Origin of the sequence: Streptomyces sp. NPDC093801 (assembly GCF_040701585.1) — a bacterium.
In the GTDB taxonomy this organism is placed as follows: domain Bacteria; phylum Actinomycetota; class Actinomycetes; order Streptomycetales; family Streptomycetaceae; genus Streptomyces.
In genome coordinates, this window is record NZ_JBFBDP010000026.1 from 54,913 (window position 1) to 70,223 (window position 15,311).

At 72.3% G+C, this 15,311-nt stretch carries 17 protein-coding genes; 10 read left to right on the plus strand and 7 right to left on the minus strand.

Features of this window, described 5'->3' with window-relative positions; genetic code table 11:
* Positions 1-77: 77 nt before the first annotated feature.
* From AB0469_RS28105 to AB0469_RS28135, 7 genes are all read left to right on the plus strand, one after another.
* The gene (locus tag AB0469_RS28105; protein WP_042809357.1) at positions 78-380 is read left to right on the plus strand and encodes an urease subunit gamma; all 303 of its coding nucleotides are present in this window, start codon (positions 78-80) and stop codon (positions 378-380) included.
* A 14-nt stretch (positions 381-394) separates the two neighbouring features.
* Positions 395-706, plus strand: coding sequence for an urease subunit beta (locus AB0469_RS28110; RefSeq protein ID WP_042809350.1), 312 nt, complete (start codon positions 395-397; stop codon positions 704-706).
* Positions 699-2,420, plus strand: a complete 1,722-nt coding sequence (locus AB0469_RS28115; RefSeq protein ID WP_366454245.1) for an urease subunit alpha — start codon at positions 699-701, stop codon at positions 2,418-2,420. The genes AB0469_RS28110 and AB0469_RS28115 overlap by 8 nt, the downstream gene beginning before the upstream one ends.
* Positions 2,421-2,436: 16 nt before the next feature.
* The gene (locus tag AB0469_RS28120) at positions 2,437-3,111 is read left to right on the plus strand and encodes an urease accessory UreF family protein (RefSeq protein WP_366454246.1); all 675 of its coding nucleotides are present in this window, start codon (positions 2,437-2,439) and stop codon (positions 3,109-3,111) included.
* A 47-nt stretch (positions 3,112-3,158) separates the two neighbouring features.
* Positions 3,159-3,854, plus strand: coding sequence for an urease accessory protein UreG (ureG, locus tag AB0469_RS28125; RefSeq protein ID WP_366454247.1), 696 nt, complete (start codon positions 3,159-3,161; stop codon positions 3,852-3,854).
* A 65-nt stretch (positions 3,855-3,919) separates the two neighbouring features.
* Positions 3,920-4,666, plus strand: coding sequence for an urease accessory protein UreD (locus AB0469_RS28130; protein ID WP_366454298.1), 747 nt, complete (start codon positions 3,920-3,922; stop codon positions 4,664-4,666).
* Positions 4,667-4,851: 185 nt separating this feature from the next.
* Positions 4,852-6,534 carry an alpha/beta hydrolase gene (locus tag AB0469_RS28135; protein ID WP_366454248.1) on the plus strand — a complete coding sequence of 561 codons (1,683 nt, stop codon included), beginning with the start codon at positions 4,852-4,854 and terminating at the stop codon, positions 6,532-6,534.
* Positions 6,535-6,566: 32 nt separating this feature from the next.
* On the opposite strand, the gene AB0469_RS28140 is transcribed toward AB0469_RS28135, so the two are convergent.
* From AB0469_RS28140 to AB0469_RS28165, 6 genes are all read right to left on the minus strand, one after another.
* Entirely contained in the window at positions 6,567-7,277 is a 711-nt protein-coding gene (locus AB0469_RS28140; RefSeq protein ID WP_366454249.1) for a lysophospholipid acyltransferase family protein, read from the minus strand.
* Positions 7,278-7,364: 87 nt separating this feature from the next.
* Entirely contained in the window at positions 7,365-7,523 is a 159-nt protein-coding gene (locus tag AB0469_RS28145) for a hypothetical protein (RefSeq protein ID WP_042814717.1), read from the minus strand.
* Between the two features lie 32 nt (positions 7,524-7,555).
* On the minus strand, positions 7,556-8,530 hold the full coding sequence (locus AB0469_RS28150; protein WP_366454250.1) for a cytochrome c oxidase assembly protein: 975 nt from the start codon (positions 8,528-8,530) through the stop codon (positions 7,556-7,558).
* 98 nt (positions 8,531-8,628) lie between these two features.
* Positions 8,629-9,654 (minus strand): 6-phosphofructokinase, encoded by a 1,026-nt coding sequence (locus tag AB0469_RS28155; RefSeq protein ID WP_042809885.1) that lies wholly within the window; start codon positions 9,652-9,654, stop codon positions 8,629-8,631.
* Between the two features lie 206 nt (positions 9,655-9,860).
* Entirely contained in the window at positions 9,861-10,589 is a 729-nt protein-coding gene (locus AB0469_RS28160; RefSeq protein ID WP_042809884.1) for a type 1 glutamine amidotransferase, read from the minus strand.
* Between the two features lie 21 nt (positions 10,590-10,610).
* A complete protein-coding gene (locus AB0469_RS28165) occupies positions 10,611-11,849 on the minus strand; it encodes a MurT ligase domain-containing protein (RefSeq protein ID WP_366454251.1) in 1,239 nt (412 codons plus the stop codon).
* A gap of 122 nt (positions 11,850-11,971) precedes the next feature.
* Here AB0469_RS28165 and def point away from each other — a divergent pair, with 122 nt between their 5' ends.
* On the plus strand, positions 11,972-12,526 hold the full coding sequence (gene def, locus AB0469_RS28170; protein WP_366454252.1) for a peptide deformylase: 555 nt from the start codon (positions 11,972-11,974) through the stop codon (positions 12,524-12,526).
* Positions 12,527-12,556: 30 nt separating this feature from the next.
* On the opposite strand, the gene AB0469_RS28175 is transcribed toward def, so the two are convergent.
* Entirely contained in the window at positions 12,557-13,207 is a 651-nt protein-coding gene (locus AB0469_RS28175) for a TetR family transcriptional regulator (RefSeq protein WP_366454253.1), read from the minus strand.
* 205 nt (positions 13,208-13,412) lie between these two features.
* Between AB0469_RS28175 and AB0469_RS28180 the strand changes: the two genes are divergently transcribed.
* Both AB0469_RS28180 and AB0469_RS28185 read left to right on the plus strand, forming a co-directional pair.
* A complete protein-coding gene (locus AB0469_RS28180) occupies positions 13,413-14,639 on the plus strand; it encodes an acyl-CoA dehydrogenase family protein (protein ID WP_366454254.1) in 1,227 nt (408 codons plus the stop codon).
* Positions 14,640-15,008: 369 nt separating this feature from the next.
* Complete coding sequence (locus AB0469_RS28185) at positions 15,009-15,194, plus strand: DUF5999 family protein (protein WP_042809879.1); 186 nt, start codon at positions 15,009-15,011, stop codon at positions 15,192-15,194.
* The last annotated feature ends 117 nt before the right edge of the window (positions 15,195-15,311 follow it).

The window sequence follows — 15,311 nt, forward strand, 5'->3', positions numbered from 1 at the left end:
AGGTCAACAAAGTGTTGACGGCAGATACCGTCGCCACGGCGCGATGACGATCATGTCCCGGAAGCTTGGTGATACAGGTGCAGTTGACACCACACGAACAAGAGAGACTGCTGATCCACGTGGCCGCCGACGTGGCCGAGAAGCGCAGGGCGCGCGGGGTCCTGCTCAACCACCCCGAGGCCATCGCCCTGATCACCGTGCACCTCCTCGAAGGCGCCCGGGACGGCCGGACCGTCGCCGAGCTCATGAAGTCCGGCCGCGAGGTGCTCACCCGGGCGGAGGTCATGGAGGGGATCCCCGAGATGATCCACGACGTCCAGGTCGAGGCGACCTTCCCCGACGGAACCAAGCTCGTCACCGTCCACGACCCGATCATCTGAAGGGGACGAACCTCATGATCCCCGGCGAAATCGCCTACGGGGACGGTCCCGTGCGCCTCAACGAGGGCCGTCCCGTCACCCGCCTCACCGTGCTCAACGCCGCCGACCGGCCCGTCCAGGTCGGCTCCCACTACCACTTCGCCGAAGCCAACCCCGGCCTCGACTTCGACCGGCGGGCCGCCCACGGCCTGCGCCTGAACATCGCCGCCGGCACCGCCGTCCGCTTCGAGCCGGGCATCCCGGTCGCGGTGGAACTCGTACCGCTCGGCGGACTGCGCACCGTGCCCGGGCTGCGCGGGGAGACCGGAGGACCCCTCGATGGCTGAGATCTCGCGCCAGGCCTACGCCGACCTGTTCGGCCCCACCGCGGGCGACCGGATCCGGCTCGCCGACACCGACCTCTTCGTCGAGATCGAGCAGGACCTCAGCGGGGGACCCGGCAACTCCGGCGACGAGGCCGTCTTCGGCGGCGGCAAGGTCATCCGCGAGTCCATGGGGCAGGCCCGCACCACCCGTGCCGAGGGCGCCCCCGACACGGTGATCACCGGCGTGGTCGTCCTCGACCACTGGGGCATCGTCAAGGCCGACGTCGGCATCCGCGACGGCCGCATCTGCGGCATCGGCAAGGCCGGCAACCCCGACACCATGGACGGTGTGGACCCCGCCCTGGTCATCGGGCCCGAGACCGAGATCATCGCCGGCAACGGGAAGATCGTCACTGCCGGCGCCATCGACACCCACATCCACTTCATCGCGCCGACCGTCGTCGACGAGGCCCTCGCCTCCGGCATCACCACCCTCGTCGGCGGCGGCACCGGACCCGCCGAGGGCTCCAAGGCCACCACCGTCACCCCCGGCCCCTGGCACCTGGCCCGGATGTTCGCCGCGCTGGAGGCCTACCCCGTCAACATCGGCCTGCTCGGCAAGGGCAACACCATGTCCCGCGAGGGCATGTACTCCCAGCTGCGCGGCGGCGCCCTCGGCTTCAAGATCCACGAGGACTGGGGGGCCACCCCCGCCGTCATCGACGCCTGCCTGGGCGTCGCGGACGAGACCGGCACCCAGGTCGCCATCCACACCGACACCCTCAACGAGGCCGGTTTCGTGGGCGACACCCTCGCGGCCATCGCCGGACGGACCATCCACTCGTACCACACCGAGGGCGCGGGCGGCGGCCACGCCCCCGACATCATCACCGTGGTCTCCGAGCCGAACATCCTGCCCAGCTCCACCAACCCCACGCGGCCGCACACCGTCAACACCGTCGAGGAGCACCTCGACATGCTGATGGTCTGCCACCACCTCAACCCGGCCGTCCCCGAGGACCTCGCCTTCGCCGAGTCCCGGATCCGGCCCTCCACCATCGCCGCGGAGGACGTCCTCCACGACCTCGGCGCCATCTCCATCATCTCCTCCGACTCCCAGGCCATGGGCCGGGTCGGCGAGGTCGTGCTGCGCACCTGGCAGACCGCCCACGTGATGAAGAAGCGGCGCGGCTTCCTCCCCGGTGACGGCCCCGCCGACAACCACCGGGCCCGCCGCTACGTCGCCAAGTACACGATCAACCCCGCCGTGGCCCAGGGCCTCGCCCGCGAGATCGGCTCGGTCGAGGTGGGCAAGCTCGCCGACCTGGTGCTGTGGAACCCGGCCTTCTTCGGCGTCAAGCCCGAGGTCGTCGTCAAGGGCGGTCAGATCGCGTACGCGCAGATGGGCGACGCCAACGCCTCCATCCCCACCCCCCAGCCCGTCCTGCCCCGGCCCATGTACGGAGCCGTCGGACGCGCACCCGGCCTGAACTCGCTCAACTTCACCTCACAGGCCGCCCTCGACGACCACCTGCCCGAACGGCTCGGCCTCGCCAAGCAGTTCACGGCCATCGAGAGCACCCGAAGCACGCGCAAGACGGACATGCGCAACAACGACGCCATGCCGAGGGTCGAGGTCGACGCCGACACCTTCACGGTCAGCATCGACGGCGAGGTCGTGGAACCGGCCCCCGCCGCGGAGCTGCCCATGGCACAGCGCTACTTCCTCTTCTGATGGAGGGCCGCTCCCGATGAGCCTCGCCGCGCTGCTCGTCCTCGCGGACGGCCGCTTCCCCGCCGGAGGGCACGCCCACTCCGGCGGGGCGGAGGCCGCCTGCAAGGCGGGCCGGATCCACGACGCCGCCACCCTGGCACAGTTCTGCCGGGGCCGGCTGCACACCGCCGGGCTGACCGCCGCCGCCCTCGCCGCGGCGGCCGCCCTCGGCCTCGACCCGGCGGACCTCGACGCCGCCGCCGACGCCCGCACCCCCTCGCCCGCACTGCGCGCCGCCGCCCGCCGGCTCGGACGGCAGCTCCTGCGGGCCGCCCGCGCCACCTGGCCCGCCGTCGAACTCGACGCGCTGGCCGCCGCCTTCCCGCGCGGGGCGCACCAGCCCGTGGTGCTCGGCGTCACCGCCCGGGCCGCGGGGCTCGGCGCCCTGGACGCCGCGCACGTGGCGGCGTACGAGAGCGTCAGCGGGCCCGCCACGGCCACCGTGCGGCTGCTGGGACTCGACCCCTTCGAGGCGAGCGCCGTCCTGGCCGGCCTGGCTTCCGAGCTCGACGCCGTGGCCGCCCGGGCCGCCGAGGCGGCACTGCTCGCGCGCACCGAGGGAGCGGACGTGCTGCCCGCGGCCTCCTCGCCGCTGCTGGAGATCGCAGCGGAGGCCCATGCCGACTGGGCGGTACGCCTCTTCGCCTCCTGAGCGCAGGCACCCCCACCCCCCCCGGACCATCCCCAAGGAGACCTGCCGTGCACCTCGACCACGACGTGACCTATCCCCACCGGCACACCCACAGCGCCGCACCCCTGCGCGCCGACGGCAGCCGCCGCGCCCTGCGCATCGGACTGGGCGGACCCGTCGGATCCGGGAAGACCGCGACCGTCGCCGCGCTCTGCCGGGCCCTGCGCGCCGAACTGTCCATGGCCGTCGTCACCAACGACATCTACACCCGGGAGGACGCCGAGTTCCTGCTCCGCGAGGCGGTCCTGCCCCCCGAGCGGATCAGCGCGGTCGAGACCGGAGCCTGCCCGCACACCGCCATCCGCGACGACATCTCCGCCAACCTGGAGGCCGTGGAGGAACTGGAGGAGGCCCACCTGGGGACCGCCCCCCTCGACCTGATCCTCGTCGAGTCCGGCGGCGACAACCTGACCGCCACCTTCTCCCGGGGCCTGGTCGACGCCCAGATCTTCGTCATCGACGTGGCCGGGGGCGACGACATCCCGCGCAAGGGCGGCCCCGGGGTGACCACCGCCGACCTGCTCGTCGTCAACAAGACCGACCTCGCCCCCTACGTCGGCTCCGACCTGGAGCGGATGGCGCGCGACGCCGCCGAACAGCGCGGGGACCTGCCCGTCGCCTTCCAGTCGCTGCGCGGGGACGAGGGCGTGGCCCCGGTGGCCGGCTGGGTGCGCGAGCGGCTCGCCGCCTGGGCCGTACGGTGACCGCCGCACCCCTCACCGCCGCGCCCCCGGCCGTCACGCCCCCCGCCGCCCCGCCGCCGGCCGGGCTGCGGGCCACCGCCCGCGTCGCCGCGGCCGCCGACGGGCGCGGCGGCACCGCCCTGCCCGTGCTGGCCGGGGAAGGGCCGCTCGCCCTGCGCCGGGTCCGGGGCGAGGGCGCCGAGGCGGGGGTGATGCTGGTCGGCGCGATGAGCGCGCCCCTCGGCGGCGACCACCTCACGGTGGAGGCGGACGCGGGACCGGGAGCCCGGCTGGCCCTGCGCTCGGCGGCCGCCACCCTGGCCCTGCCCGGCCGGAGCGGCGAGAGCGCGCGGTACGACGTACGGCTGGCGCTGGCCGAGGAGTCGCGGGTGCGCTGGCTGCCGGAGCCGCTCGTCTCGGTGCGCGGCAGCGACCTGCGGGTCACCACCCGCGCCGAACTGGCCCCCTCCGCCCGGCTGGTGCTGCGCGAGGAACAGGTGCTGGGACGCGCCGGGGAGGCCCCCGGCCTGCTGCGCAGCCGCCTCACGGTGACCCGGGGCGGCCGCCCGCTGCTGGACCAGGAGCTGTGCTGCGGGCCCGGCGCCCCGGCCGGCTGGGACGGCCCGGCCGGGATCGCCGGGCACCGGGCGCTCGGCCAGCTCCTCGTCGTGGACCCGCGGTTCGAGCAGGACCCGCCGCGGGCCGCGGTGCTGGGGGAGTTCGCGGCGGCCACCCCGCTGGCCGGCCCGGCCGTGCTGGTGACGGCCCTGGCCCCGGACGCGCTGCGGCTGCGCGAGCTGCTGGAGGAGGCGGCCCGGACGTACGGCTGGTGAGGGCCGTACCGGCGGCGGGTGTCCGGTGGGTGACGGGCGGGCGGATCCAGGGCGAATGGGACACCGCTCAGCGGTACACCCGTTTCCGGTTATCGGGTTGGCAAAGAACTCGACCTCGGTCTGTTGCCGGGTACCTGTCAGACGAAAGGATCCCCCTGACCCAACCCGGCCGCTTCACGCGGCACATGACCAGGGGGATCAACCACGTGATACGCAACGCGACGCTGGGGAGCGCCGCCACTCTCATCACCGGCGCACTGGCCGCGGGCCTGCTGCTCGCGCCGTCCGCCTCGGCCGCCTCGGCCGGCAAGGACAACGGCGCCGCGGAGGCGGTCGGCGCCCAGATCGCCGCCGCCCGCGCCGCGCGCACCGGCATCGACTGGAAGGACTGCCCGGCCGACTGGGGCTTCGAGAAGCCCATCCAGTGCGGCTGGGTGAAGGTCCCGCTCGACTACACGAAGCCCTTCGGCAAGACCATCGACATCGCGGTCGACCGCGCGGTCAGCACGGGCACCAAGGAGGAGCGCCAGGGCGCCCTCGTCTACAACCCGGGCGGCCCGGGCGGTTCCGGCATGCGCTTCCCGCGCCGGGTCACCACCAAGAGCCCGCTGTGGGTCAACACCTCCAAGGCGTACGACTTCGTGGGCTTCGACCCCCGCGGCGTCGGCCACTCCGCGCCGATCTCCTGCATCGACCCGCAGGAGTTCGTCAAGGCCCCCAAGGCCGACCCGGTCCCCTCGGGCGAGGCCGACAAGCGCGCCCAGCGCAAGCTCGCCGCCGAGTACGCGGACGGCTGCAAGGAGCGCAGCGGCGAGATGCTGCCGCACATGACCACCACCAACACCGCGCGCGACCTGGACGTCATCCGGGCCGCCCTCGGCGAGAAGAAGCTGAACTACCTCGGCGTCTCCTACGGCACCTACCTGGGCGGGGTCTACGCGACCCTGTTCCCGGGCCACGTGCGCCGCATGATCGTCGACTCCGTGGTCAACCCGGACACGGACAACATCTGGTACCAGGCCAACCTGGAGCAGGACGTCGCCTTCCAGATGCGCTGGAACGACTGGCAGGACTGGGTCGCCAAGTACGACTCCACCTTCCACCTCGGCGACACCCGCGCCAAGGTCGAGGCCAAGTACCAGGAGCTGCGCGCCCAGGCCAAGGCCCACCCGCTCGGCGGGGTCGTCGGTCCGGCCGAGCTCATCGGCTTCTTCCAGGGCGCCCCGTACTACGACTCCTCGTGGGTCCCGGTCGCGCAGGCCTTCAGCGCCTGGGCCGCCGGCGACGAGAAGCCGCTGATCGACGCCATCGCCCCGGACATGACGGACACCAAGGGCAACGCCGCGTCCGAGAACAGCAACGCCGTCTACACCGCGGTGGAGTGCGCCGACGCCAAGTGGCCGACCAGCTGGGCCAAGTGGGACCGGGACAACAGCGAGCTGCACAAGAAGTACCCGTTCCTGACCTGGTCGAACGCCTGGATGAACCTGCCCTGCGCGACCTGGAAGTCCAAGCAGAGCACCCCGATCGAGGTCGGCGCGAAGAACATCGCCCCGGTGCTGATCGTCCAGTCCGAGCGTGACGCCGCCACCCCGTACCAGGGCGGTGTCGAGCTGCACCGCCGCCTGGCGGGCTCGCGCCTGATCACCGAGCAGAACGCCGGTTCGCACGGCGTCACCAGCCTGGTGAACCCCTGCATCAACACGCGGGTGGAGTCCTACCTGCTGACCGGCAAGGTCGACGCCAAGGACGTGAAGTGCGGCCCGCACGCCACTCCGGTGCCGCCGGCCCCGGCCGCCGCGAAGTCGCTCGCCCAGGCCCCGGCCTCGGAGCTCGCGAAGCGCGAGGAGCTCCCGGCCGTCCGCTAGGACCCCGGGAACCCCGGTGAGCGGGAGGAGGCTCAGCGCTTCGTGCGCCGGGCCTTCTTCCGCTCCTCCTCTTCCTCCGCCTTGACCTCGGCCGCGTACCGGTCGACGTATTCCTGGCCGGAGAGGTTCAGGATCGCGTACATGATCTCGTCGGTGACCGCGCGCAGCACGGCCCGCTCGCCCTCCATCCCCGCGTACCGGGAGAACTCCAGCGGGGCGCCGAAGCGGATCGTCACCCGCCGGATCTTCGGGAGGGTCTGGCCGGGCGGCTGGATCTCGAAGGTGCCGAGCATCGCGCACGGGACGACGGGCACCCCGGCCCCCAGCGCCATCGCCGCCACCCCGACCTTGCCCTTGTAGAGCCGCCCGTCGTGCGAGCGGGTCCCCTCCGGGTAGATGCCCAGCAGCTCGCCCTTCGCCAGCACCCCGAGCCCCTCGCGCAGCGCCGCCTGCCCGGCGTCCTTGCCGGAGCGGTCCACCGGGATCTGCCCGGCGCTGCGGAAGAAGGCCGCGGTCAGCCGGCCCTTGAGCCCCGGGCCGGTGAAGTACTCGGCCTTCGCCAGGAAGGTGATCCGGCGCCGCAGGATCGCGGGCATCAGGAAGTGGTCGGAGAAGGACAGGTGGTTGCCCGCGACGATCGCGGCACCCTCCGCGGGGATGTTCTCCAGCCCCTCGATCCGCGGCCGGAACAGCAGCCGCAGCAGCGGCCCGAGCAGGACGTGCTTGAGCAGGTGGTAGAACACCCGGCGCTTCCCTTCACCCGACGGTCGGACCACGGACGGATCAGCCATGCGGTGGCGAGGAGCGGGCCGTGCGGGCCCGGGCCGGTCTCAGGTGCTGCGGGAGGCGGCCAGGGCGAGGGTCAGCAGCCCCAGCACCACCCAGCCGAACCACAGCCAGCCGTTGCTGCCGAGGGCCACGGAGTACGTGGAGACGGCCACCAGGGCGGCGAGGGTCGTGACGGCCATCGCCTTAACGGATCCGTTCATGCCCCATGGTGGCGCGCCGACGGGCTCCGGCGCTACTGGCCGCGCCCTCGGAGCGAGGCGAGATAGGCGTTGTACTCCGCCAGCTCCTTGTCGCCGTCGCGGTCCGCGGCCCGGTCCGAGCGCCTCGCCGCGCGCTGCTCCGAGTGGTACCACTGGTAGACCAGCGCGATCAGCACCAGCACGGACGGGATCTCGCTGAAGGCCCAGGCGATGCCGCCGCCCCAGTGCTGGTCGTCCAGCGCGTCGATGCCCAGGGAGGCGGCGGGGTTCGCGTACGTCTTGATCATCGGCTCGCTGGCCATCATCAGGGCGATGCCGAAGAACGCGTGGAAGGGCATGCCCGCGAAGAGCTCCAGCATCCGCATCACGTAGCCGGGGCGGTGCGGCCCCGGGTCCACGCCCATGATCGGCCAGAAGAAGATCAGGCCGACGGCCAGGAAGTGGACCATCATGCCGATGTGCCCGGCCCTGCTCTGCATCAGGAAGTCGAAGAGCGGGGTGAAGTACAGGGCGTAGAGGCTGGCGATGAACATCGGGATGGTGAAGGCCGGGTGCGTGATGATCCGCATGTACCGGCTGTGGAGCAGCATCAGGAGCAGCTCGCGCGGGCCCTTGCTGCCGCGGGCCGCCGGCGGCAGGGCGCGCAGGGCCAGGGTCACCGGAGCCCCGAGGAGCAGCAGGATCGGGGTGACCATGCTGATCACCATGTGCTGGACCATGTGCACGCTGAACATGACCATGCCGTAGTCGTTCAGCTTGGTGCACATCACCAGCACCACCGTCAGCACACCGGCCGCGAAGGAGAGGGTCCGGCCCGGCGGCCAGGCGTCCCCGCGCCGGCGCAGCCGCAGCACGCCCCATCCGTACAGGGCGAGCCCGATCAGGGAGCCGAACAGGAAGAAGCCGTCGAAGGAGAACTCCAGGCCGCGCCCGAGGGTGAACGGCGGCAGGTCCATGTTCATGTCCATATCCATGTTCATGTCCATGCCGTGACCGCTGTGGTCCATCTGTTCACTCCCTTGACTGTGGCGCCCCACCACAGTAGTGCCGCCCCCGGACGCGAACGCGTCCGGGGGCGGCACCAGGGGTCAGAACGGGTGGAACATCACAGAACCGTCTGCGCCTCGTCGTACCGCGCGTCCGGGACGGTCTTGAGGGTCGAGGTGGCCTCGGCGAGCGGGACCATCACGATGTCGGTGCCGCGCAGGGCCGTCAGCATGCCGAACTCGCCCCGGTGCGCCGCCTCGACCGCGTGCCAGCCGAAGCGGGTGGCCAGGACCCGGTCGTAGGCGGTGGGCGTGCCGCCGCGCTGGACGTGGCCCAGGATGACCGGACGGGCCTCCTTGCCCAGGCGCCGCTCCAGCTCCACGGCGAGGATGTTGCCGATGCCGGCGAAGCGCTCGTGGCCGTACTGGTCGGTGCCGCCCTGCTGGTAGTCCATCGAGCCGGGACGCGGCTTGGCTCCCTCGGCGACCACGACGATGGCGAACCGCTTGCCGGCCGAGAAGCGCTCGCCGACGATGGCCGTCAGCTCCTCGATGTCGAAGGGGCGCTCCGGCACCACGATGGCGTGCGCGCCGGCCGCCATGCCCGAGTGCAGGGCGATCCAGCCGGTGTGGCGGCCCATGACCTCGACGACCATCACGCGCTGGTGGGACTCGGCGGTGGTCTTCAGCCGGTCCAGGGCCTCCGTGGCCACTCCGACGGCGGTGTCGAAGCCGAAGGTCACGTCGGTGGAGGAGATGTCGTTGTCGATCGTCTTCGGTACGCCGACGATCGGCAGGCCGCCCTGCGCGAGCAGGTTGGCGGCCTTCAGCGTGCCCTCGCCGCCGATCGGGATGATGGCGTCCAGGCCGAGGTCCGCCACGTGGCCCCGGGCCCGCTCCACGCCGTCGCGCAGGTGGGCGGGCTGGACGCGGGACGAGCCGAGGATGGTGCCGCCGCGGGCCAGGATGCCGGCCACCGAGTCCAGGTCGAGCTTGCGGTAGTCGCACTCCAGCAGGCCGCGCCAGCCGTCGTGGAAGCCGATGACCTCGTCCCCGTGGTCGACGACGGCGCGGTGCACGACGGAGCGGATGACGGCATTGAGGCCGGGGCAGTCGCCACCGGAAGTGAGCACACCAATGCGCATGGCACAGAGAACCTTTGCAACGTGGGCCGACGACCGGACCACGTCGTCCGGTTGGAACTAACCGTCACCCTACAAGCGGATTCCCACCGGACTGAACCATCGTCCACATCGAGGACCTACGAAACGGAAGATCGTACGAAAGCACGTCGGCCCGGACCCCCGAGGGGGTCCGGGCCTCATGCCGTACGGCTCGGAGCCGCCGCGCGCTACGCGGGCTGCGTGGCCGCCGCGATGCGCTCCTCGCGCAGCGCCTCGTACCAGCGGTCGTCTATGGCCGGCAGCGCGTTCACGTCGAGGGCCAGCTTCAGCAGCAGGTCCGCGATCAGCGGGTTGCGGGCCATCACGGGACCGTGCATGTACGTACCGAAGACGGTGTCGTTGTACGCGCCCTCGGTGCCGTCGCCGGTGCCGTTGCCCCGGCCCAGCCGGGTGCGGGCGAACGGCTTGGCCGTCGGGCCCAGGTGCGTGACGCCCTGGTGGTTCTCGAAGCCCGTCAGCGGGGGCAGGTTCAGCCGCGGGTCGATGTCGGCGAGCACGTCGCCGACGCACCGCTCGCCCTCGCCGCGCACGGTCACGACGTCCAGCAGGCCCAGCCCCTCCTGGCGCTGGCCCATGTCGTTGACGAACTCCTTGCCGAGGATCTGGTACCCGGCGCAGACGGAGAAGACGATCGCCCCGTTCGAGACGGCGCGCTCCAGGCCGCCGTCGCGCAGCAGGCGCTCCGCGGCCAGCCGCTGCGGCCGGTCCTCACCGCCGCCGATCAGGTAGATGTCGCCCGAGGTGGGGATCGGCTGGTCGCTGCGCACGTCCACGCGCTGCACGTCCAGGCCGCGCTGGCGCGCCCGGCGCTCCACCACGAGGGCGTTGCCCTGGTCTCCGTACGTGCTGAGCAGGTCGGGGTAGACCCACACCAGACGCAGGCTGTTGTCGCTCATGCTCTTGTCCTCTATGGGTGACTAGTTGCCGACGCGGCGGCGCACGTCCTGGAAGGCGGTGTAGTTGGCGATCAGCTCGATCTGCCCGGGCGGCGCCAGCTGCACGGCCTCGTCGAGCGTCTCGCAGACCCGGAAGTCCAGGCCGGCGACCTCCAGGCGGACGGCCAGGTCCAGCTTGCGGTCGCCGATCACGAAGATCGGGTGGCCGGCGAGCCGCGGGTAGTCCACGTCCCACAGCCACGAGGTGTCGGTGCCGTCCGCGCCGCGGGCGTTCACGGACAGGATCACCGGCGCCGGCGGGCCGTCGATCAGCGAAAACGTTTCGAGCCAGCCGGCCGGGTTCTTCGCGAGCAGCAGACGCAGCTCGCGGCCCTGGAAGCTGACCACGTCGTAGCGGCCGGCGACCGCCTGGACCTGGTACATGCGCTCCAGCGCGACCTGCGGGGGCACGCCGAACACGGCGGCCACGGCGGCCGAGGTGGCGGCGTTCGCCTTGTTGGCTCGGCCCGGCAGCTGGAGGTGGATCGGCCAGGCGCTGCCGTGCGGGTCCAGCACGTGGTCGCCGGAGAGCACCCAGGTCGGGGTCGGGCGGCGGAAACCGCACTCGCCGCAGAACCAGTCGTCGCCCGGGCGCTGCATGACGCCGCCGCAGGAGGGGCACGACCAGGCGTCGTCCTTCCACTCCTGGCCGGCCGCGACCCACACGACGGTCTGCGACGAGGACGCCGACCAGACGATCAGGGGGTCGTCGCAGTTCGCGACGATGACCGCCTTGGAGCCCTGGAGCCCCTCGCGCCACTTCTCGGCGAGCATGCGGGTCTCCGCCGCGCGGTCCAGCTGGTCGCGGGAGAGGTTCAGCAGGGCGATCACCTTCGGGGTGACGTCCCGGGCCACCCCGGCCAGGTACTTCTCGTCCACCTCGATGACGCCGTACTTGGCGTCCGAGCCGCCGGCCAGGGCGGAGGTGATGCCCGCCGGCATGTTCGCGCCCAGCGCGTTCGAGACGACCGGACCGCTGGCCCGCAGGGCCTCCGCGATCAGGCGGGTCGTCGTGGTCTTGCCGTTCGTCGCGGAGACGAGGACGACATCGAGATGCTGCGCCAGCGCGCCGAGGAGATCGGGGTCCAGCCTGAGTGCGACCTTGCCACCGATCACCGATCCGCTTCCGCGTCCCGCGGCCCGCGACACCGCCGCCGCGGCCTTGCCCGCCGTCACGGCCAGCTTGGCCCGCGGCGAAAGCGGCTCCGTGTTGCCTGCCATCGTCCTTTGTCCTCCTAGCGTCGGTCGCCCCAGCCTATCCAGTACCGGCCGGAGCCTTGACCGCGGCGCCCCCGGTCAGCCGCGGATCTCCTCATATATTCGTCCGTCGTACCCTTACGGCCATGCGACAGCGCCCCATCCCCGGTACCACCGGACTCGTCCGCACCATGAGCCTGCTGGGTGATCCGGTGCTCCACTCCGCCTGCGCCGAGGTCACCGACTTCGGCCCCGAACTCGACCGCCTCATCGAGGACATGTTCGCCACGATGTACGCCGCCCAGGGCGTCGGACTCGCCGCCAACCAGATCGGGACCGGGCAGCGCGTCTTCGTCTACGACTGCCCGGACGACGACGACGTCCGCCATGTGGGACACGTCGTCAACCCCCGCCTGGTCGAGGCGGACGGGGACGAGTTCGTCGGCCCCGAGGGCTGTCTGTCGCTGCCCGGCCTGGAGGCGGGCACCGCCCGCTTCGACCGCGCGGTCGTCGAGGGGGTCGCCTCCGACGGGACGCCGGTGCGGATCGAGGGCACCGGGTTCTTCGCCCGCTGCCTCCAGCACGAGTGCGACCACCTCGACGGCACCGTCTACGCGGACCGGGTGACCGGTCTGCGCGCCCGCCTGCTGCGCCGGGCCATCCGCAAGACGTCCTGGGGGCGGGCGGCCGGGCAGAAGTAGCCCGGCCGGCCGCCGGCGCGCCCGGCCCGGTCAGAAGCCCGGGCCGTCCTCGCGGTTGCCGGCGGTGGCCAGGCGGCCCCAGAGCAGGTCGGTGAGCCCCGCCACCAGGTCGGCCCGGGTGCACGGGCGTTCGCCGAGCCACCAGTCGCCGGCGGCGTGCATCATGCCGACGATGCCGTGCCCCCAGATCCGCGCGAGCTGTTCGCCGCCCGGGCCGAGGTCGACGCGCTCGCCCACCACCTTCGCCAGCTCCTCGCCGAGCCGGCGCAGCAGCGGGGCGGAGTGCAGGCCGACGTCGAAGCCGCGCTCGGAGCTCTGCGAGTCCTCGGCGGGGTGCATCAGGAACCGGTACACCTGGGGGCGGGCCTCGATGGCGGCGAGGTAGGTGTCGAGGGTGGCCTCCACCCGGCTGCGCCGCTCGGCCGGGGCGTCGAGCGCGGCCCGCAGCGAGTCGAGCAGGGCGTCGGTGTGCCGGACGGCCAGGGCCTGGTAGAGCCCCGCCTTGTCGCCGAAGTGCCGGTAGAGGATGGGCTTGGTGATGCCCGCCTCCGCCGCGATGGCGTTCATGGAGGCCTTGGGGCCGTCCCTGAGGACGACGCGGTCCGCCGCCTCGAGCAGCTCGCGCCGGCGGCGCTCGCCGGCTCCCGGCTCCCCGGCTCCGGCCTCCTGGGTGGTCTGCATGACGTGTTTCTCTCCCCGCCCTTGCGATGTGCGTGACGCCCACGCAACGTAACACCCCGCACACCCTGGCGATCGAACCGGCGGCGCTTGACAGTGCTTACCGGCCGGTAACAGACTGTGGCCATCGTTCAGGTTACCGGCAGTAACCCGCGGGGCGGGACTGCCGGGCGGGGCCGTGAGGCCGTGTGCATCAGCTGGAGGGGACATGGCGGAGTTCACCATGGAGCTCAACGACGACCAGAAGCAGGTCCGCGACTGGATCCACGGCTTCGCCGCCGACGTGATCCGCCCCGCGGCGGCGGAGTGGGACGAGCGCGAGGAAACCCCCTGGCCCGTCATCCAGGAGGCCGCCAAGGTCGGCATCTACTCGCTGGACTTCTACGCCCAGCAGTTCTTCGACCCGACCGGCCTGGGCGTGCCGATGGCCATGGAGGAGCTCTTCTGGGGCGACGCCGGCATCGCCCTGTCGATCGTGGGGACCGGGCTCGCGGCCATCGGCGTCCTCGCCAACGGCACCGAGGAGCAGATCGGCACCTGGATCCCGCAGATGTACGGCACCCCCGACGACGTGAAGGTCGCCGCCTTCTGCTCCTCGGAGCCGGACGCCGGATCCGACGTCGGCGCGATGCGCACCCGGGCCGTCTACGACCAGGCCGCGGACGAGTGGGTGCTCAACGGCACCAAGACCTGGGCCACCAACGGCGGCATCGCCAACGTCCACATCGTCGTCGCCGTGGTCGACCCCGAACTCGGCACCAAGGGCCACGCCTCCTTCATCGTCCCGCCGGGCACCCCGGGCCTCTCGCAGGGCCAGAAGTTCAAGAAGCACGGCATCCGCGCCTCCCACACGGCCGAGGTGGTCCTGGAGGACGTGCGCGTCCCCGGCTCCTGCCTGCTCGGCGGCAAGGAGAAGCTCGACGAGCGGCTCGCGCGGGCCCGCGAGAAGGCGAAGGCGGGCGGCGAGCGGGTGAAGAACGCCGCCATGGCCACCTTCGAGGCCTCGCGGCCCGCGGTCGGCGCGATGGCCGTCGGCACGGCCCGCGCCGCGTACGAGGTCGCCCTCGACTACGCGAAGACCCGCACCCAGTTCGGCCGGCCCATCATCGACAACCAAGGCGTGGCCTTCCAGCTCGCGGACATGCGCACGCAGATCGACGCGGCCCGGCTGCTGGTGTGGCGGGCCTCGTGGATGGCGATCGCGGGGAAGCCCTTCACCGCGGCGGAGGGCTCCATGTCGAAGCTCTACGCGAGCGAGGTGGCCAAGAAGGTCACCGCCCAGGCGGTGCAGATACTCGGCGGCAACGGCTTCACCCGGGAGTACCCGGTGGAGCGGATGCACCGCGACGCGGCCATCTACACGATCTTCGAAGGGACGAGCGAGATCCAGCGCCTGGTGATCGCCCGCACCCTCTCCGGGATGCCGATCCGCTAGCCGCGGGAGGGGTGGGGGCCGGGGGTGCGGGAACCGCGTCCGGCCCCTCCGGAGGGACCGGACGAGAGGCCTGCGGCCCGTGTGATCCTGGCCACTCCCGGGGCTCCGGGGGCGGATGCGTTGCGGTGATCGTCCTGTTTTGCCGGGGGCGCGCGCCGCGGGATTGCGGGGCGGCGGGCTCCGTGTGCGCCGAGAAGATCCCGACGGCCGGCATGAGCGCATGGTGAGCGGGCATACACACCCTGAACTCGACCTCGAAAACGGGTTCCGTCCGGGGGCGGCGATCGGCAATACTCGCCGCCACCGTGGATCGCGGAATCGACCGGGTGACCACCGGCCCTCCCGCCCCACACTGCGAGGAGGTGCGCCATGTGCTCCCACCAGCCCCCCTGCCCGCCCGCCGACAGCGCCGACCGTGACGCTGCCCGCACCGTGGCCTTCCATCCCGAACAGGGCTGGAGCCTGCTCTGCAACGGCGTGGTGGTCTTCGACGACACCGGGGAACTGCTCCCCGAAGGCCGGACGGTGGAACCCCGTCGCCCGGCCCTGGTCTGAGCGAGGAGGCAGCATGCGCCAGCAGCTGATCCGCAAGCCCGTCCCCAAGCCCGCCCCCCGAGACCTGGACCTGCGCACACCGTCGGGCAGACCCCTCCCGTACTGACGGGAGCCCTC

Excerpts from the sequence above, each read along its gene's own strand:
- AB0469_RS28110 (WP_042809350.1), top strand. The coding sequence starts at position 395 with ATGATCCCCGGCGAAATCGCCTACGGGGACGGTCCCGTGCGCCTCAAC.
- AB0469_RS28115 (WP_366454245.1), top strand. The coding sequence starts at position 699 with ATGGCTGAGATCTCGCGCCAGGCCTACGCCGACCTGTTCGGCCCCACC.
- AB0469_RS28120 (WP_366454246.1), top strand. The coding sequence starts at position 2,437 with ATGAGCCTCGCCGCGCTGCTCGTCCTCGCGGACGGCCGCTTCCCCGCC.
- AB0469_RS28135 (WP_366454248.1), top strand. The coding sequence starts at position 4,852 with ATGACCAGGGGGATCAACCACGTGATACGCAACGCGACGCTGGGGAGC.
- AB0469_RS28145 (WP_042814717.1), bottom strand. The coding sequence starts at position 7,523 with ATGAACGGATCCGTTAAGGCGATGGCCGTCACGACCCTCGCCGCCCTG.
- AB0469_RS28150 (WP_366454250.1), bottom strand. The coding sequence starts at position 8,530 with ATGGACCACAGCGGTCACGGCATGGACATGAACATGGATATGGACATG.
- AB0469_RS28155 (WP_042809885.1), bottom strand. The coding sequence starts at position 9,654 with ATGCGCATTGGTGTGCTCACTTCCGGTGGCGACTGCCCCGGCCTCAAT.
- AB0469_RS28160 (WP_042809884.1), bottom strand. The coding sequence starts at position 10,589 with ATGAGCGACAACAGCCTGCGTCTGGTGTGGGTCTACCCCGACCTGCTC.
- AB0469_RS28165 (WP_366454251.1), bottom strand. The coding sequence starts at position 11,849 with ATGGCAGGCAACACGGAGCCGCTTTCGCCGCGGGCCAAGCTGGCCGTG.
- def (WP_366454252.1), top strand. The coding sequence starts at position 11,972 with ATGCGACAGCGCCCCATCCCCGGTACCACCGGACTCGTCCGCACCATG.
- AB0469_RS28175 (WP_366454253.1), bottom strand. The coding sequence starts at position 13,207 with ATGCAGACCACCCAGGAGGCCGGAGCCGGGGAGCCGGGAGCCGGCGAG.
- AB0469_RS28180 (WP_366454254.1), top strand. The coding sequence starts at position 13,413 with ATGGCGGAGTTCACCATGGAGCTCAACGACGACCAGAAGCAGGTCCGC.
- AB0469_RS28185 (WP_042809879.1), top strand. The coding sequence starts at position 15,009 with ATGTGCTCCCACCAGCCCCCCTGCCCGCCCGCCGACAGCGCCGACCGT.